The sequence below is a fragment of the Xanthobacter sp. AM11 genome (genome assembly GCF_047444035.1).
Lineage (GTDB): Bacteria > Pseudomonadota > Alphaproteobacteria > Rhizobiales > Xanthobacteraceae > Xanthobacter.
Window position 1 is genome coordinate 330,236 of record NZ_JBLAOA010000001.1, and the last position, 16,500, is coordinate 346,735.

Annotated in this window: 16 protein-coding genes and 1 tRNA gene; 6 read left to right on the forward strand and 11 right to left on the reverse strand. The window is 69.4% G+C overall.

Annotation, left to right across the window (positions count from 1 at the left end):
- On the forward strand, positions 1 to 579 hold the full coding sequence (locus tag ACI7BZ_RS01500; RefSeq protein WP_414115443.1) for a hypothetical protein: 579 nt from the start codon (positions 1 to 3) through the stop codon (positions 577 to 579).
- A 423-nt stretch (positions 580 to 1,002) separates the two neighbouring features.
- A complete protein-coding gene (locus ACI7BZ_RS01505) occupies positions 1,003 to 3,840 on the forward strand; it encodes an EAL domain-containing protein (protein WP_414119062.1) in 2,838 nt (945 codons plus the stop codon).
- Between the two features lie 34 nt (positions 3,841 to 3,874).
- Here ACI7BZ_RS01505 and ACI7BZ_RS01510 read toward each other — a convergent pair whose 3' ends face one another.
- The 5 genes from ACI7BZ_RS01510 to ACI7BZ_RS01530 form a co-directional block, all read right to left on the reverse strand.
- Positions 3,875 to 4,531: a YcgN family cysteine cluster protein gene (locus ACI7BZ_RS01510; protein ID WP_414115444.1), complete on the reverse strand. Its 657-nt coding sequence runs from the start codon at positions 4,529 to 4,531 to the stop codon at positions 3,875 to 3,877.
- A 179-nt stretch (positions 4,532 to 4,710) separates the two neighbouring features.
- Positions 4,711 to 5,313 (reverse strand): hypothetical protein, encoded by a 603-nt coding sequence (locus ACI7BZ_RS01515; RefSeq protein WP_414115445.1) that lies wholly within the window; start codon positions 5,311 to 5,313, stop codon positions 4,711 to 4,713.
- Complete coding sequence (locus tag ACI7BZ_RS01520; protein WP_414115446.1) at positions 5,298 to 5,849, reverse strand: hypothetical protein; 552 nt, start codon at positions 5,847 to 5,849, stop codon at positions 5,298 to 5,300. Before ACI7BZ_RS01520 ends, ACI7BZ_RS01515 begins: the two co-directional genes overlap by 16 nt.
- Before the next feature lie 348 nt (positions 5,850 to 6,197).
- Positions 6,198 to 7,460 (reverse strand): GGDEF domain-containing protein, encoded by a 1,263-nt coding sequence (locus ACI7BZ_RS01525; protein WP_414115447.1) that lies wholly within the window; start codon positions 7,458 to 7,460, stop codon positions 6,198 to 6,200.
- Between the two features lie 170 nt (positions 7,461 to 7,630).
- Positions 7,631 to 8,032 (reverse strand): hypothetical protein, encoded by a 402-nt coding sequence (locus ACI7BZ_RS01530; RefSeq protein ID WP_414115448.1) that lies wholly within the window; start codon positions 8,030 to 8,032, stop codon positions 7,631 to 7,633.
- 101 nt (positions 8,033 to 8,133) lie between these two features.
- On the opposite strand from ACI7BZ_RS01530, the gene ACI7BZ_RS01535 reads away from it, so the two are divergent.
- Entirely contained in the window at positions 8,134 to 9,048 is a 915-nt protein-coding gene (locus ACI7BZ_RS01535; RefSeq protein ID WP_414115449.1) for a diacylglycerol/lipid kinase family protein, read from the forward strand.
- A 142-nt stretch (positions 9,049 to 9,190) separates the two neighbouring features.
- Positions 9,191 to 10,150 carry an NAD(P)H-dependent flavin oxidoreductase gene (locus ACI7BZ_RS01540; RefSeq protein ID WP_414115450.1) on the forward strand — a complete coding sequence of 320 codons (960 nt, stop codon included), beginning with the start codon at positions 9,191 to 9,193 and terminating at the stop codon, positions 10,148 to 10,150.
- A 15-nt stretch (positions 10,151 to 10,165) separates the two neighbouring features.
- Here ACI7BZ_RS01540 and ACI7BZ_RS01545 read toward each other — a convergent pair whose 3' ends face one another.
- Positions 10,166 to 10,702 carry an adenine phosphoribosyltransferase gene (locus tag ACI7BZ_RS01545; protein WP_414115451.1) on the reverse strand — a complete coding sequence of 179 codons (537 nt, stop codon included), beginning with the start codon at positions 10,700 to 10,702 and terminating at the stop codon, positions 10,166 to 10,168.
- Between the two features lie 26 nt (positions 10,703 to 10,728).
- The gene (locus tag ACI7BZ_RS01550) at positions 10,729 to 10,881 is read right to left on the reverse strand and encodes a hypothetical protein (protein ID WP_414115452.1); all 153 of its coding nucleotides are present in this window, start codon (positions 10,879 to 10,881) and stop codon (positions 10,729 to 10,731) included.
- A 418-nt stretch (positions 10,882 to 11,299) separates the two neighbouring features.
- On the opposite strand from ACI7BZ_RS01550, the gene ACI7BZ_RS01555 reads away from it, so the two are divergent.
- Positions 11,300 to 11,671, forward strand: coding sequence for a cupin domain-containing protein (locus ACI7BZ_RS01555; protein ID WP_414115453.1), 372 nt, complete (start codon positions 11,300 to 11,302; stop codon positions 11,669 to 11,671).
- A gap of 223 nt (positions 11,672 to 11,894) precedes the next feature.
- On the forward strand, positions 11,895 to 12,980 hold the full coding sequence (gene cobD, locus ACI7BZ_RS01560; RefSeq protein WP_414115454.1) for a threonine-phosphate decarboxylase CobD: 1,086 nt from the start codon (positions 11,895 to 11,897) through the stop codon (positions 12,978 to 12,980).
- Positions 12,981 to 13,128: 148 nt separating this feature from the next.
- On the opposite strand, the gene ACI7BZ_RS01565 is transcribed toward cobD, so the two are convergent.
- From ACI7BZ_RS01565 to ACI7BZ_RS01580, 4 genes are all read right to left on the reverse strand, one after another.
- Positions 13,129 to 13,204, reverse strand: a tRNA-Lys gene (locus ACI7BZ_RS01565).
- 152 nt (positions 13,205 to 13,356) lie between these two features.
- Positions 13,357 to 14,856, reverse strand: coding sequence for a tripartite tricarboxylate transporter permease (locus ACI7BZ_RS01570; RefSeq protein ID WP_414115455.1), 1,500 nt, complete (start codon positions 14,854 to 14,856; stop codon positions 13,357 to 13,359).
- A gap of 10 nt (positions 14,857 to 14,866) precedes the next feature.
- Positions 14,867 to 15,328, reverse strand: coding sequence for a tripartite tricarboxylate transporter TctB family protein (locus ACI7BZ_RS01575; RefSeq protein ID WP_414115456.1), 462 nt, complete (start codon positions 15,326 to 15,328; stop codon positions 14,867 to 14,869).
- A gap of 145 nt (positions 15,329 to 15,473) precedes the next feature.
- Positions 15,474 to 16,448, reverse strand: coding sequence for a tripartite tricarboxylate transporter substrate binding protein BugD (locus tag ACI7BZ_RS01580; RefSeq protein WP_414115457.1), 975 nt, complete (start codon positions 16,446 to 16,448; stop codon positions 15,474 to 15,476).
- Positions 16,449 to 16,500: the final 52 nt, after the last annotated feature.

Sequence of the window (16,500 nt, forward strand, 5' to 3'; positions counted from 1 at the left end):
ATGGACACTCCGCGCGTCTACGTCTACCAGTTCGCCTCCGGCGCCCAATGGGCCGCGGGCGACAGCGTGGAGACCTATCTCCGCCGCCTGCTGGACGTGGATTTCACCCAGTCCCTGCGGGCCGATCGTCTCGCCGCAGTGACTGCATTTCTGGACGAGGCGTTCCAGCTCGCCCACGCGATCGGCTGGACCGGCACCGCGCGGGACATGCCGCAGATGTTCTCCCTGCCGGGCATGCCGGCGGATGAGGCGGTGCACATGATCGCCTGGGAGCAGGACGACGGCGTGGCCTTCATCGCCTCGCCCTATCCGCTGCCGTGGCTCGACGCCAAGGCCTCGCGCACCACGGATTCGGAACGCGCCGTGCCCCTCGACGAGCCCCGCATCGCCCCCCGCGCACCGGTGCAGGCCCATGCCCCGGTGTCGCCGGAGCCCCTGGAAGCCGTCGTGGCGCAGGTGGAGGAGGAGGTGATGGACCCCTTCTCCGAATATGTGCGCCGCGAGGAGGCCGCCCGCCTCTCGCGCGAGCCCGCCCCCCTCGGCGGCGAAGAGCGTGACCCGGCCCGCCGCTTCTTCTGATCGCCCCGGGCGAGCCCCTTTCGATGCGCGCCGGCATGGCGCGCATCGTCATTTTGAACGCCCGCGGCGCAGCGCGAGGAAGCCCCGCCGCGCCCGGTGTTCAGTCCGGGACCCGGCCCGCGCCCTCGCACCGCCAGCCCGGCCGGCGGGAGAAGGCGCCTTGCTCCGGCCTTGCGGCTTGGCTAGATGAGACGAATCGTGGATCGGGATGTTCCGGTTTCGCGCCGGCGCCGTCTTCGGATAAGCTGAAGCTCGATGCGCCTGCGCGCTGCGGTGCATCTTCGCCATCGTGCCGTCCTGCCTGAACCTCGGCCCGGCGGAGCACCGGGTGCGGAGACCTAGAATTTGCGCTCGTTCCTCGCTGGCGTTCTCGCTCTGGCCGTCGCCCTCGTTCTCGCCCTCGCGCCCACCGGCGCCGGCGCCATGGAGGCGGTTGCGCTGCGCCTCGACGCCCGGGTCACCGACCTTCTGCCCGCCGTGGAGCGCCAGACCACCGACGACGGGCGCTTCCAGCTCTCCACCGCGCCGGATGCCGAAGGGGTGGTGCGGCGCATCGAGGTGCCCACCTCCGACGGGCGCAGCCATGCGGACTGGATCGCCTTCGCCCTCACCAACAATACCGACGAGCAGGTGGACCGCCTCATCGTCGCGCCCCATTACCGCATGTCCGGCTCCGGCCTGTTCTGGCCCGATTTGGGCAACCGGCGCCTCGTGTCCCTCACCCCGAGCCAGGGCTTCAAGCCCGAGCGGCAATCGGCGCCCGACGCGGACGTGTTCCTGATCACCCTGGACCCCGGCTCCACCGTGACCTTCGTGGCGGAGCTCGGCGGCCCCAACCTGCCGCAGCTCCATCTGTGGGAGCCGGACGCCTACAAGGACCGGGTGAACGCCTTCACCCTCTACCACGGCATCGTCATCGGCATCGCCGGCCTTCTGGCGCTGTTCCTCACCATCCTGTTCGTGGTGAAGGGCTCGGTGATGTTCCCGGCGGCGGCGGCGCTGGCGTGGGCGGTTCTGGGCTATATCGGGCTGGATTTCGCCTTCTGGTCCAAGGTGTTCGGCCTTTCGCCCATTGCCGAGCAATTCTGGCGTGCGGCGGGCGAGGCCATCCTCACCGCCACCTTGCTGGTGTTCCTGTTCGCCTATCTCAACCTCAACCGCTGGCATGTGCGCTATGTGCACGTGGCGGCGGGCTGGCTCACCTTCCTGGCCGCCCTGGTGGTGGTGGCGCTGCTGGATGCGCCGGTGGCCGCGGGCATCGCGCGGCTCTCGCTGCTGGCGGTGGCGGTGGCCGGGCTCGGCGTGGTGATCTGGCTCAGCCAGCACGGCTACGACCGCGCCGTGCTCATCATCCCCACCTGGTCGCTGCTGGTGGTGTGGGTGATGATGGCAGGCCTCACGGTGGCCGGCTTCGTCACCAACGATCTCGCCGCCCCGGCCCTGTCGGGCGGCCTCGTGCTCATCGTCATGCTCATCGGCTTCACGGTGATGCAGCACGCCTTTGCCGGCATCGGCGGCATCCAGGGCTCCACCTCGGAGCTGGAGCGCCGGGCGCTGGCGCTGGCTGGCTCCGGCCTCATCGTGTGGGACTGGGATGTGGACACCGACCGCATCTATACTTCGCCGGAAGCCGAGGAGGCCCTCGGCCTCAAGCACCATTCGCTGGAAACCGAGGCCGCCGGCTGGCTGGAGGTGCTGCACCCCGCCGACCGCGACCGCTTCCGCGCCACGCTGGACGGCATCATCGACCAGCGCCGCGGCCGCATCGACCAGGACTTCCGCCTCAGGGCCATCGACGGCCACTACCTTACCTTCAACCTGAAGGCGCGCCCGGTGGTGGGCACCGACGGCGAGGTGGTGCGCTGCATCGGCACCCTCACCGACGTGACCGGTGAGCGCATCGCCGCCGAGCGCCTTTTGCACGACGCGGTGCGCGACAACCTCACCGGCCTGCCCAACCGCGAGCTCTTCCTCGACCGCCTGCATCAGGCCCTCATCCTCGCCCGGCTGGACGACCGGGTGAAGCCGACGCTGATGGTGATCGATCTCGACCGCTTCAAGCAGATCAACGTGCAGGTGGGCATGGCGGTGGCCGATTCCATCCTGCTCACGGTGGCGCGCCGCCTCATGCGCCTGCTGAAGCCCCAGGACACGCTGGCCCGCATTTCCGGCGACCAGTTCGGCCTCATCCTCCTGTCGGAGCGGGACGCCGAGCGCATCACCACCTTTGCCGACACCCTGCGCCGGTCCCTGCGCGCGCCCATCGCGTTCGCCGACCGCGAGGTCTTCGTCACCGCCTCCATCGGCCTCGTCCTGTCCGGCCCGGACCAATCCAAGCGCGACGAGGTGCTGAAGGACGCCGAGCTGGCCATGTATTATGGCAAGCGCATTGGCGGCGACCGCATCGAGGTGTTCCGCCCCGCCATGCGCCAGCAGAAGATCGACCGGGTGGTGCTGGAAGGCGAGCTGCGCGAGGCGCTGGACAAGAACCAGATCTCGGTGCGCTACCAGCCCATCGTGCGCCTGGGCGACCGCGCCATCGGCGGGTTCGAGGCCTTCATGCGTTGGGATCACCCGCGCCTCGGCGAGCTGGCGGCTTCCGAATTCCTGCTGCTGGCGGAGGAAACCGGCCTCATCCTCGATCTCGGCCTGTTCGTGCTGGACCAGGCGGCGCGCCAGCTGGGCCAGTGGCAGCGCCTGCTGCGGGTGGACCCGCCCTTGTTCATGCATGTGAACGTCTCCTCCCGGCAATTGCTGCGGCACGACCTGATCCAGGATCTGAAATCCGTGCTCGCCCGCAACACCGTGGCCCCCGGCTCGCTGAAGCTGGAGGTGACCGAAAGCCTGGTGATGGAGAACCCCGAATATGCCGCCGTGGTGCTGGGGCGGATGCGCGAGCTGGGGGCCGGCCTGTGCCTGGACGATTTCGGCACCGGCTATTCCTCCCTCGCCTATCTCCAGCGCTTCCCCTTCGACTGCGTGAAGATCGACCCGCGCTTCGTGCACGACACCGCCAAGGGCCCGGCCCGCGCCGCCCGCCCGGTGATCGTCGGCGCCATGATCGACCTTGCCCACGACCTCGGCATGGATGTGATGGCCGAGGGCCTGGAGAAGGACGCGCAGGCGGCGGAGATGACGCATTTCGGCTGCGAATACGGGCAGGGCGTGGTGTTCGGCGAGCCGCTGAAGGCGGAGGACTGCCGCGCCCTCATCGAACCGGCCCCGGTGGAGCCGCGCAAGAAGCGCAGCGCCGCCCAATAGGCGCCGGCCCGCGCGGCGCCTTGACGCCCCGCGATCAGTCCGAGCTGGAGCCCGGCCCTCCGGGCGCCGCTTCCGGCCCCCCTTCGCCCGCACCCGCCGCGCGGCCGGCGCGGGACGGCCGGCGGCCGGCGGCCTTTGCTGGCGCGGCTTTGCCCTTCGCCCCCTTCGGCCAGCGCACCGGCCAGGCGACGATGTGATCCACCAGCTCGAACAGGCCGAACTGCGTTTCCAGCCCCGACACCTTTCCGCCAACCGAGATGCCCGCCGCGGCAACGCTGCCGGCGGTGCCGGAAACCAGCGGGTGCCAGAAGGGCAGGTCCCGGCCCTCCGCCACCAGCCGGTAGGCGCAGGTGGGCGGCAGCCAGGACAGGGTGGCGACGGCCTCCGGGGTCAGCCGAACGCAGTCCTCCACATGCTCCGAGCGCCGTTCATAGTCGCCGCAGCGGCAGGTTGCGGTGTCGAAGAGGCGGCAGGCCACGTCCGTATAGGCGATGGCTCCGCTGTCCTCGTCCTCCAGCTTCACCAGGCAGCAGCGCCCGCAGCCGTCGCAAAGGCTTTCCCACTGCTGCGCGGTCATAGCGGCAAGGGGCGTGGTGCGCCAGAACGGGGCCGGCGCGGCATCGGCACCGCCGGGGGCCTGGGCATTGCCGGGGGCCTGGGCTTCGGGGCGGGGCGCATCCGCAGGGCTCATGGTTCCCGTCTCAAGCGGTGGTTCGCCCTTTGATCTTTCAAGGAGCGGCGGCTGAAGGACCCATGGTGAACCGCACGGGCCGTTCACTATGGGCAGATCCGCATCTAGAGCAAATCCGGGAAAAGTGCGAAGCGCTTTTGCGTGCGCATGGCAGGGCCGCGAATGACCGAGCGGCTGGCTCAATCCCACAGCAGCAGCATTTCGCGGACCACCGGCCGCGCCGCCCGCATGGCGGGGGAATCCGAGCGGAAGTCCCGGTCGCCGTCCAGCCCCTCGCCCATCCCCGCCGCCGGCTCGAAGCGCAGGATCAGCCGGCACCCGGTGCGGGCGAGGCGCCCGCCCTCCCAGTCATAGACGGTGCCGGCATAGTCCCAGCCGAAGCCGGCGAGGATGAAGGGCCCGCCGTTCGCGGCCTCCACCTCCTCCAGCCGCGCGCCCACGCCGATGCCCTCGGGCGTTTGCCAGCGGCTGCCCTCGCCAACCGTGACCGAGGCCGGCGCGCGGCGGCGGGCCATGTCCCGCCATTCGATCTCCGCCCGCCGTTCCCGATCGCCGCGAAACAGCACGGTGGCCTGCGCCGTGGTGCCTTCGGCGGCCGGAACGGTGGCGAACACCACGTTGCGCGGGCCGAAATGCCGGGCGAGGGCCGCGTGGCTCGCCTGCGAGCCGAGGATGCCGGCGCAGTCGAACGCCGGCAGAGGCACGTCCGCGGCCAGGCCCCAGGCCGGCGCGAGCAGCGCCGCCACCGCGCCCGCCCCGGAGCGCTTCACCCCACCGAGCACGACGCCCGGCCCTTGTAGCTGCGCTCCCGGGCCGGCGCTCCATCCTTGCCCGGCTCGGTGATGGTGAGGTGATAGCGGCCGGCATAGGCGGTTTCGTCGCCCGCCTGCCGGCGCGTCTCGATCACCAGCTCCAGCGCCGCGCCGGGCGTCTCCGGCCCCTCGTGATACAGCCGCAGCTTCAGCTCGCGCCCATGGAGCCAGTGGTGGACCAGCGCCTGCGCATCCAGCTCCAGCGGGGCGGCGGGGGTGGTCGCGCCGGGAGGCCGGGCCTTGAGCTCGACGCTGGCCCGGAAATTGTTGAGCGCCTCGCCGAAGCCATGGGAAAAAGCGGCGGCCGCCGTGACGGACACCGCCTTGTCTTCGACATTGCATTCGAAGCTGCCGCTGGCGGCGGCCGGAGTCGCCAGCGTGCACGCCAGCGCCAGCACCGCCCGGCCGGGCACGCGCCCGGCGCGCCGGCCCGCCTGATCCCTGTCCGCCTGGCCCCTGTCCGCCCTGCCCCGGTCCCGCATCCCGCCGATGACTTGCACGCGCATGAAGCCCCCCTCACGAAGCCCCGCCGCCACGGTCGTGCGGCACCTGCCGGCGGACCGGCGACGCTCCGCCCGCAGCGTGGCGCACCAACGCCCGAACCGGAACCCGGATGCGCAGGATAGTGCGCGCCACCGCAGGAGAAAACCGCGGGTGCGCCGCCGCCGGCGGAACGCCTACGAGCCCTTGCCACGGCTGGTATAACGATCCGCCCAGGCGAGGATGATGGCAAAGCTGCTGAAGGCGATGACGACGCCGGCAACGACAATGGCGGTCTGGGTAGGCATGTTTCGCTCCCGCTTTCCATTTTCTGGAAGGCTAGGCAGCGGCGTCCCCGGCAACTTTGATCTGGATCAACCCGCTTCGCCGGCCGCGCCGTCGCCGAAGTCGCGCGGGCGGGGAGCGGCAGGCCGGGAGGGATCGACACGCCCGTCATCCACCTCGATGCGGTTGCGGCCGGCGCGCTTGGCCACATAGACCATCTGGTCGGCGCGATGGAGCAGGACCAGAAGCTCCTCCCCCGCCATGCGTTCCGCCACGCCGAAGCTGGCCGTGACCACCGCATGCTGCGGCAGCGCGGGGAAATGGCCCAGCTCCAGCTCGCTCCGCAGCCGCTCGGCGACCATGGCGGCGCCGGAGCGGTTGGTGTTCGCCAGGAGCAGAACGAACTCCTCGCCCCCCAGCCGTGCCGCCACATCCTTCGGGCCAAGCTCGGCGGCGACGATGCCGCCCACCGCGGCGAGCACCCGGTCGCCCACCGAATGGCCGTAGGTGTCGTTGATCGACTTGAACCGGTCGATGTCGCAGAAGACCACACTCAACGGGTGGGCGGAGGAATCGGCGAACAGCGCCGCCGCCTGCACATCGAAGCCGCGGCGGTTGGAAAGGCCGGTCAGGGGATCGGCCCGGCCTTCCCTTTTCAGGTCCTCGATGATGTCCATGGTCACCACCGCGATCAGCGCCAGGGCCATGAGGATGACACTCACCAGCAGCGAGAAGTTCAGGATCTGCCAGAAGGGCGAGCCTTCGAACACCGCGCCGAGCTCGGCCCTCCCGGCGCCGTCCTTCACCATCTGGTCGATGCGCTGGATGTCCGCGGACATGGACATGGTGACAAGGGTGCGAAGGAAGAAATGCAATCCGAACAGGGCGAAGATCCAGAACAGCAGGGCATCCACCCAGCGCCGCCGCTCTACCGCGAAGACCTGCGCCGTCGCGATCAGGAACATGATTCCGTAGCCGAAATTCTGCACATAGATCCGCGCGACAAGATTTCTGTCGAAATAGAAGAAGTAATAGATGCAGACAACGACAAGCCCGGCGAGGGCGATCAGCACCGGGCTCGCCCCGCCCTTGTCGAACCGCGTGAGAAGCCCCTCCACCGTGCACAGCACGGCAAAGGTATAGATGATGGCCGAGACCATGGTGTTGGCGCCCGTGTCCGGCGGCAGGCTCAGCATCTGGGACAGGGCCGCCAGGGCGTAGGCGATGAAAGCGGCGGCGAAGAAGAGCAGGTAGCGCCGCCGGTGGTCATTGAACCACACCGTCAGGCAGACCAGGCCGACGATGAGGGATACGGCCGGCCCGGTAAAGAGATAGAGCCGAATTCCGAACATGTCCTGCCTTAGTCTTGGCCCATTCAGGGCACCTGCTGGAGCCGAGCCTGCAGATGCCGGGGCGTCCCGGAGCTTCCCGTGGTTGTGGCGCAGTTGGTCTTTGCAAATTGCGAAAGTCAAGCCGAAGCGCGCCGCGGGAGCCTTCAGATACCTCCAAAGATGCGATACCGCTACTTGCGATAGGCCCAGAGGCGCAGCTCATGCTTCAGCCGCCGGAAATCCTGGAAGGTCACGCCGAGGAGGGCGGTTGCCACCGCCGCCAGCACCAGCGACACCGTGCCGGACCAGCCCAAGGCAGAGGTGGAGAAATCATAGACGAGATAAGCGAGCAGCGCCGTGATCGCCACCGCCGCGCCGTAATAGATGCGCGAATCCAGGCGCGCCATCAGCATGCCCACCCCGATCCAGATGACGATGGACAACAGCACCGCCCAGCCCAGGCCCAGGCCGAACTGGCGCGCCACAAAATTGCCGCCGGCACCACACAGCACGATGGAGGCCAGAAGCAGGAGCAGCCCGGCGCGCAGCCGCAGGATGGATGAGGCGCGGGTCGGAGGGGAGGCGGTGGACATATGGTCGGTTCCCTCGAAGGAGGCCCCGGCGCCGCCGGCGTGGGAACCGGATTATCGGGCCAGCGCTTGTTCTGGTCGTGAGGGGGACCACGATGCGGCGAATGCGGGTCGTACTCAATGCCAAAGCCGGAACCGTGCGCGATCTCGGCCCCGAACGGGTCCGCCGAACCGTGGATGCGGCGCTGACCCGGCAGGACAGAGATGTGGAAGTGGTGGTGGCGCAGGGGCACGACATGACCCGACTCATTTCCTCCGCCCCCCGCGAGGGCTACGACACGGTGGTGGTGGGTGCCGGCGATGGAACGGTTTCCTATGCCGCCTCCGTGTTCGCCAACACCGATGTGACGCTGGGCGTGCTGCCGCTGGGGACGATGAACCTCCTGGCCTACGACATCGGCCTGCCGCGCGACCTGCCCGGGGCGCTGGCCGCCCTCAATGCGGCACGCCCCATGAAGGTGGACGTGGGCATGGTGAACGGGCGCCCGTTCCACGGCGTCTCCGGCCTCGGCTTCTTCAGCCAGATGGCCCTCGCCCGCGAGCAGCTGCGCGAGCAGCGCGGGCGGGTGATCGGCTGGGTCCTCGCCCTTGGCAAGGCGCTGCTGCGCTCCGGGCGGATCTCCCTGGAGGTGGAGGTGGCCGGCGTGCGTGAGCCCATCGAGGCCTACGCCGCCCTCGTCACCGTCAATGCCTTCGACGCGCCCGGCTGGCATCGGTCGCGGCTGGATGGCGGGCTGCTGGAAGTGCTGGTGGCGGAGGATCGCGGCACGCTGGCGCGGCTGAAGACCGGGGCCGAGGTGCTGGTGGACGCCTGGCGCGACAAGCCCGGCATCCGCGCCTTCACCGCACGGCGCGTCACCATCCATGCCCGCCGCCGGCGCGCCTGGGTGGCCACCGATGGCGAGGTGACCCGCGAAGGCCTGCCGCTGCGCTATGCCGTCGCTCCCGGCGCCCTCAACCTGCTGGTGCCGCCCGATGCCCTGCAATGGCGCAACCGCCGGGCGGACGATGTGACGTAGCCTGCCGGTATCTTCCGATTACGGCACCTGATTGACAGAAGCGGCCACTGCCGTTCAACTGCGCGGCGATACCGGCGCCGCGAGGGCCGGACACACGCGCCACGCCAGATGGCGCGCACGCAATGGTCCTGGAGGAGTGCCCATGCCCCTGCCCCCCGCCTTCGAGGGACGGCTCGCCGTGCCCGCCATCGCCGCCCCCATGTTCCTCGTCAGCGGGCCGGACCTGGTGGCGGAGACCTGCCGCGCCGGCGTGCTCGGAACCTTTCCGGCCCTGAATGCCCGCTCCACCGCGCTTTATGGCGACTGGCTCGACACCATCTCGGGCCGGCTCGCCGCCGCGCCGGGGGCCGCGCCGTTCGGCGTCAACCTCATCGTCCACAAGACCAATGCACGGCTTGCGGCCGATCTGGCGGTGACGGTGGAGAAGAAGGTTCCCCTCGTCATCACCTCCCTCGGGGCGGTGCGCGACGTGGTGGATGCGGTGCATTCCTATGGCGGCCTGGTGTTCCACGACGTCATCAGCCGGCGCCATGCGGAAAAGGCGACCGAAGCCGGCGTGGACGGCATCATCGCCGTGGCCGCGGGGGCCGGCGGGCATGCGGGCACGCTGAGCCCGTTCGCGCTCCTGGGCGAGATCCGCCGGGTGTTCGCCGGCACGCTGGTGCTTTCGGGCGCCATGTCCACCGGCGCGCATATCGCGGCGGCGCAGGTGATGGGCGCCGACCTTGCCTATCTGGGCACCCGTTTCATCGCCACCCGGGAAAGCCTCGCTCCGCCCGAGTTCAAGGACATGCTGGTGGCCTCCAGCGCCGACGACGTGGTCTATACCGACGCCATCTCCGGCGTGAACGCCAACTTCCTCAGGCCGTCCATGGTGCGGGCCGGGCTCGATCCCGCCAATCTGGTGAAGCATGCCGGCCTCGACATGGCGAGCGAGGCCAAGGCCTGGCGCGATGTGTGGTCGGCCGGCCAGGGCGTGGGCGCCGTGGCGGATATTCCCGGCGCGGGCGAGCTGTGCGCGCGCCTTGCCCGCGAATATGACGCCGCCCTCGCCGCCGCCGCCGCGCGCCGGAGCCAGCCGGCGCTGGCCACCGCGGTGTAAGGGGACGCCCGGCCGTCAGTGGCCGGGAAAGGCCACCAGGGTGCGCACCGCCACCCCGGCCTGGCGTAGCACCTCGGCCCCGCCGAGGTCCGGCAGGTCCACGATGAAACAGGCGGCCTCCACCTGCGCGCCGCAACTGCGCAGCAGCTTCACCGCGCCCAGGGCGGTGCCGCCGGTGGCCACGAGATCATCCACCAGCAGCACCCGCTGGCCGGGGGTGATGGCGTCCACATGCATCTCGATTTCGTCCTCGCCATATTCGAGGGCATAGGCCATGCGCACCGTCTGGTGCGGCAGCTTGCCCTTCTTGCGAATGGGCACGAAGCCGGCGGACAGTTGGTGGGCCACCGCCCCGCCGAGGATGAAGCCGCGGGCCTCGATGCCCGCCACCTTGTCGATCTTGGAGCCCGCCCACGGCTGCACCAGCTCATCCACCGCCCGGCGGAAGGCGCGGGCGTCGCCGAGGAGCGTGGTGATGTCACGGAAGAGGATGCCCGGCTTGGGATAGTCCTTGATGGTGCGGATGCTGGCGGCGAAATCCTCGGGCGTCATGGGCGGCTCCGGCTATGTGCCCTGCCTCAATAGGTCCAGAGCCCCGCGAGGAAAAGCATGTTGGCGCCCACCCGCGCCCGGCCGGACAGGAAAACGGGGCCGCCGAAGCGACCCCGCTTGCGCGCACCTGCGCCGGGCCTGCCGTCATCCGGCAGGCCGGAGGCGGCTTCGCCCCTCACTCGTCGGTGGCGTCCTGGGCCGCGCCCCGGTGCGGATTTTCGGAGCTGAAGGGCGCCTCGTTCAGGTAACAGGGACCCGGCGCGCCGAAGGCACCCGGCTGCTTCAGCTCCGCACGGAAGCGGGCGGCCGCGGCGCCGGTGAGGGGCGACTTCTGCTCCTGGACGGCGAAGGCGACCTACTCGCGGTTCTCCCGGGTGATGCCCGGCCCGGCGACGGCGGCGCCGGCAGTGGCGAGGACGGCGGCAGCGAGGCCGATGGCAAGGACAGAGGACTTGATGGACATGTCGGTTACTCCGTTTTAGATGAATTAAACTTATAACCACAAAAGATACCTATCAATTTTACTGTCATTTATCCGGCGCATATCTCCATATGGCGCCATCATCCGCAGGTATGGGACCGCGATGACCGGCGGACGTGGAAGCCGGCGACATCTGGTATGTCCCGCCGGGCTACCCCCATTCGCTGCAGGGGCCGGGGCCGGACGGCTGCGAGTTCGTGATCGCCTTCGATGACGGCCGGCAGTCGGAATACAACACCCTGCTCGTCACCGACTGGCGGACCCACACCCCGCCGGTCCCGGTGGCGCAGCACCTCAATCTTGATCCCGCCGCCATCGCCCGCCTCCCCTCGGGCCACCCGCCCCCCTACGGGGTGGAGAGCGGGGCGACGCCGGGGGCGCGGGGGTGCCGCCACCGCCTCCCCCGCCGCCGCCGCGCGGTGAAAGGCCCGCCGGCCGCTCTCCCCAGCGGGCCTTCTACCGCCCCGGGGCCCTCTGCACCGGGTTGACGCGCGCCTCTGAAGGTCCTCCATCTGCATGATCGGCCTGGGTGATCCGCGTCTGAAGCGGCTTGGATCGCAGGGTCTAGAGCACGCGCCGATCAGCTTGCACCGCAAGCTGGTCGGATCACGCGTTCTCTATCCTTAAGTGAGAGGGCGATTCACCGATCAAATTGAGTCAATTTGATCGGATCGCGCTCTGGCGACGGGTGCGGGACGAGGAGGGGAGCGCATGCCGATGGCTGCATCGGGCAAGAGTGCTGAGGCGCGCGGCCAAAGGCCTCCGGGCGAGCCCGCACGCGTGTTCCATGGCGGCGACCTCGCCGCGGCGCGGGCCCTGTTTCCGGGCGCGCCGGAGCCCTGGCTGGACCTGTCCACCGGCATCAATCCGCACGCCTATCCGGTCGGAGCCATTGCCCCCTCGGCCTTCTCCCGGCTGCCGGCCGCGGCGGACGTGGCGGCGCTGGAGCAGGGTGCCGCTGCCGCCTATGGCGCCGCGCGCCCCGCCGCCGTCGTCTCGGCTCCGGGCACGCAGGCCCTCATCCAGCTTCTCCCCCGGCTCATCCCCGCACGCCAGGTGGCGGTTCTCGGCTTCAGCTACCAGGAGCATGCCGCCTGCTGGCGTGCGGCGGGTGCCACGGTGCGCGTGGTGGACCACATCGGCGATCTCACCGCTGCGGACATCAATGTCGCCGTCATCGTCAATCCGAACAATCCCGACGGGCGCGTCGTCCCCGTTGCGGATCTTTTGGCGGTGGCCGCGCAGCTTGCCGCACGGGAGCGGACCTTGATCGTGGACGAGGCCTTCATGGATGTGGTGCGCCCTTCCGCAAGCCTGGTGCCGCATCTGCCAGACGCGGGCGCGATCGTGCTGCGCTCCTTCGGCAAGGCCTATGGCCTCGCCGGCCTTCGCCTGGGATTTGCCGTGGCCGCCCCGGCCCAATCCGGGCGTCTGCGGGCGATGATGGGGCCGTGGGCGGTGTCGGGGCCGGCCATCGCCATCGGCGCCCGCGCCCTTGCGGATGACGCCTGGCTGGAGGCGACCCGCCTTCGGCTCGATGCCGCCGCGCGGTGCCTCGATGGGGTTTTGCGCGAGGCCGGCCTTGAGCTTGTCGGCGGCACCAGCCTCTACCGGCTGGCGGCCTCCCGCGAGGCCGCAGGCTGGTTCCAGCGTCTCGGGCGCGCCGGCATTCTGGTGCGCCCCTTCCCGGACCGGCCCCATTGGCTGCGATTCGGGCTGCCCGGGTCCCCGGACGCCTGGGCGCGCCTGTGCCACGCCTTCGGCGTCACCCCCCGCGCGCCCGCCCCGGTCGCCTGACGGCAGGGCCGCGGCCATCGGCACGCTGTGGCGCGGCGGAAGGTGGGCTCCCCGGCGCCGCGCCTTGCGGCCCGTCCGCAAGACATGGTGAAAACCGCTTCAGTTCCTGCAACTGAAACGGCAATCCGCCTGAAATCTTGGGATGGAATGGTGGGCGCACTAGGGCTCGAACCTAGGACCCGCTGATTAAGAGTCAGCTGCTCTACCAACTGAGCTATGCGCCCGTTCCGGAGGTGGCCCCGAAAGGAGGCGTTCGTGTAGCAAATGCCCGGGGGGCTGGCAAGGGCGCGGCGTGAAGATTTCCACATACTGTGGATGCCCTGCACAGGGGCGGCGCAGGCGGGGGGGCAAGCACGGCCCCCGCCCGGCCTGCGGCCTATTCCTTGAAGGCTTCCTCGCGGGTCTTCTGCACCGAGGGCAGCAGCACCACCACCAGGGCTGCGGCCGCCAGCGCCAGCAGGATGGCGGAGATGGGCCGCGACACGAACACCAGGGGATCGCCGCGGGAGATCAGCATGGCGCGGCGCAGGTATTCCTCCAGCATGGGGCCGATGACGAAGCCCAGCAGCAGCGGCGCCGGCTCGCAATCCAGCTTCACCAGCGCGTAGCCCAGCACCCCGAACAGGGCCATGGAATACACGTCGAACGTATTGTTGTTCACGCTGTAGACGCCGATGCAGCAGAACGCGACGATGGCCGGGAACAGGACGTGGTAGGGCACCGTGAGCAGCCGCACCCACAGCCCGATCAGCGGCAGGTTCAACAGCACCAGCATGAAATTGCCGATCCACATGGAGGCGATGACGCCCCAGAACAGGTCCGGCTTCTCGGTGACCACGTTGGGGCCCGGGGTGATGCCCTGGATGATCAGTGCGCCGATCATCAGCGCCATCACCGGGTTGGAGGGGATGCCCAGGGTGAGCATGGGGATGAAGGAGGTCTGGGCGCCCGCATTGTTGGCGCTTTCCGGCCCCGCCACGCCCTCGATGGCGCCGCGGCCGAACTCCTGCGGCCGCTTGGAGATCTTCTTCTCGATGGAATAGGCGGCGAAGGAGGAGAGCATGGCGCCGCCGCCGGGCAGGATGCCCAGGAACGAGCCCAGCGCGGTGCCGCGCAGCACCGGGGCGATGATGCGTTTGAATTCCTCCTTGGTGAGCATCAGGCTCTTCACCTTGGAAGCCACCAGCGAGCGCTGGTGCTCGTCCTCCAGATTGCGGATGATCTCGCCGATGCCGAACATGCCCATGGCGATGGCCACGAAGTCGAAGCCGTCGGCCAGTTCCTGCATGTCGAAGGTGAAGCGCGGCGCGCCGGTATAGATGTCCTGGCCCGACAGGCCCAGCAAGAGGCCCAGCACGATCATGGCGATGGCCTTGACCACCGAGCCGGAGGCCAAAGTCACCGAGGCGACAAGGCCGAGCACCATGAGGGAGAAATATTCCGGCGGCCCGAACTGGAGCGCGAGGTTGGCCAGCGGCGGGGCGAATACCGCCAGCAGGAAGGTCGCCACCGTGCCGGCGAAGAAGGAGCCCAGCGCGGCCGTGGCCAGCGCCGCCCCGGCCCGGCCCTTCTTGGCCATCTGGTGGCCGTCGATGGCGGTGACCACCGAGGAGGATTCGCCCGGCAGGTTGATGAGGATGGCGGTGGTGGAGCCGCCATATTGCGCGCCGTAATAGATGCCCGACAGCATGATCAGCGCCGACACCGGCGGCAGGCCGAAGGTGATGGGCAGCAGCATGGCGATGGTGGCGATGGGCCCCAGCCCCGGCAGCACGCCGATGAGGGTGCCCAGAAGCACGCCCACGAAGCAATACAGGATGTTCTGGAACGAAAGGGCGACGGAAAACCCGAGGGTCAGATTGTCAATGAGTTCCACCGGCCGCTCCTCAATATCCGCCGAGCCAGGGGCCGAGCAGAGGCAGGGGCAGCCCAAGCCCCTTGATGAATACCGCCCAGGAGAACACGGCCATCACCACGGTGATGGACAGGGCCGTCACAATGTTGAATTTCGAGCTCGCCAAGGCGGAGAGGAACACGGCGATCACCACCGCCGGCAGGAAGCCCAGGGGCCGCATGGCGAAGCCGAAGATCACCACCGCAGCGGTGAGGATGAGCAGGCCGCGCCAGGCGACGCCGCTCGGCATCTCGCCCGGGAAGCGCAGGCCGTTGATGAGCACCACCAGCCCCAGCCCGCCCAGCAGGCCGGCCAGCAGCAGCGGGAAATAGCCCGGCCCCATGCGCACCGCCGTGCCCATGGGCAGGTCCAGCGTCTGCCAGGCGAACAGGCCGCCAAGGGCGATGAAGAGGAGTCCCGAAAGGACATCCTTCGGATTGCGGATGATATTCATGTCCCCTCAATGATCCCTGTCTTTTCAGGTCGTTGTTGCTTGTTGGCGGCCCGGGCTGGCTGTGCCGCGTCCCGGTGCCGTCGTGCCGGATGCGCGTCGTCCCGGCGCAGGGGCGGGCGGCGGCCTGCGCCGCCCGCCGGCGTCATCAGTCGGCATAGACCCCGGCGGCCTGGATCACCGGCTTCCACTTGGCGATCTCGGCGATCAGGAACTGCTGGTGGAACGCGGGGCTGCGGCGGTCCTTCGGCTCCGGCTCGGTGCCGAGGTCGGCGAAGCGGGCCACCACCTTGGGGTCTTCAAGCGCGGTGTTGAGGGCGGCGTTCAGCTTGTCCACCGCCGCCTTGGGCGTACCCTTGGGCGCGTACACGCCGTGCCACACGGCCACCTCGAAATCCTTCAGGCCGCCCTCCTGCATGGTGGGCACCTCCGGCAGGGACTTCACCCGGTCCTTGGTGGTCACCGCATAGGGCTTCACCTTGCCGCCCTTGATCTGGCCGGTGGTGTTGGTGGTCTGGTCGCACATGAGGTCGATCTGGCCGCCCACCAGGTCGTTCATGGCCGGGCCCGTGCCCTGATAGGGGACGGTGGTCATCTGGGTGCCCACGGTGGACATGAAGAGCATGCCGCACAGGTGCGAGGCCGAGCCGACGCCGGCATTGCCATAGGTCACCTTGTCCTTGTTCGCCTTCACGAAGGCCACCAGGCCGGGCAGGTCCTTGGGCTCAAGGGCGGTCTTGGCGATCATGGTCATGGGCACGGCGGTGACGAGGCCCACCGCCTCGAAGTCCGTGGCGGGATTGTAGGGCAGCTTGCGGTAGAGGCTGGCCGAGGTGGCCTGGCCGATATGGTGCAGGAGCACGGTGTAGCCGTCCGGCGCGGCCTTCGCCACCTGGCCCGCGCCGCGGGTGCCGCCGGCGCCGCCCACATTCTCCACGATCACCTGCTGGCCGAGGGACTTGGACATGGATTCGGCCACCAGACGCGCCACCGTGTCGGTGGGCCCGCCGGCCGCGAACGGCACCACCATGGTGATGGGCCGGCTGGGGTAGTCCTGGGCGCCGGCCGCCGTGGAAAGCCCGAATGCCGCCGCAAGCGCCACCGCCGCTGACAGGATGCGCATCGTCTTCTCCTCCCGCTGATTGTTCAGAATGCTTGCCTTACTCCTTTGAAAG

What these genes read in the sequence shown, in the direction of transcription:
- ACI7BZ_RS01500 (WP_414115443.1), top strand. Translation starts at nt 1, where the DNA reads ATGGACACTCCGCGCGTCTACGTCTACCAGTTCGCCTCCGGCGCCCAA.
- ACI7BZ_RS01505 (WP_414119062.1), top strand. Translation starts at nt 1,003, where the DNA reads ATGGAGGCGGTTGCGCTGCGCCTCGACGCCCGGGTCACCGACCTTCTG.
- ACI7BZ_RS01510 (WP_414115444.1), bottom strand. Translation starts at nt 4,531, where the DNA reads ATGAGCCCTGCGGATGCGCCCCGCCCCGAAGCCCAGGCCCCCGGCAAT.
- ACI7BZ_RS01520 (WP_414115446.1), bottom strand. Translation starts at nt 5,849, where the DNA reads ATGCGCGTGCAAGTCATCGGCGGGATGCGGGACCGGGGCAGGGCGGAC.
- ACI7BZ_RS01525 (WP_414115447.1), bottom strand. Translation starts at nt 7,460, where the DNA reads ATGTTCGGAATTCGGCTCTATCTCTTTACCGGGCCGGCCGTATCCCTC.
- ACI7BZ_RS01530 (WP_414115448.1), bottom strand. Translation starts at nt 8,032, where the DNA reads ATGTCCACCGCCTCCCCTCCGACCCGCGCCTCATCCATCCTGCGGCTG.
- ACI7BZ_RS01535 (WP_414115449.1), top strand. Translation starts at nt 8,134, where the DNA reads ATGCGGGTCGTACTCAATGCCAAAGCCGGAACCGTGCGCGATCTCGGC.
- ACI7BZ_RS01540 (WP_414115450.1), top strand. Translation starts at nt 9,191, where the DNA reads ATGCCCCTGCCCCCCGCCTTCGAGGGACGGCTCGCCGTGCCCGCCATC.
- ACI7BZ_RS01545 (WP_414115451.1), bottom strand. Translation starts at nt 10,702, where the DNA reads ATGACGCCCGAGGATTTCGCCGCCAGCATCCGCACCATCAAGGACTAT.
- cobD (WP_414115454.1), top strand. Translation starts at nt 11,895, where the DNA reads ATGCCGATGGCTGCATCGGGCAAGAGTGCTGAGGCGCGCGGCCAAAGG.
- ACI7BZ_RS01575 (WP_414115456.1), bottom strand. Translation starts at nt 15,328, where the DNA reads ATGAATATCATCCGCAATCCGAAGGATGTCCTTTCGGGACTCCTCTTC.
- ACI7BZ_RS01580 (WP_414115457.1), bottom strand. Translation starts at nt 16,448, where the DNA reads ATGCGCATCCTGTCAGCGGCGGTGGCGCTTGCGGCGGCATTCGGGCTT.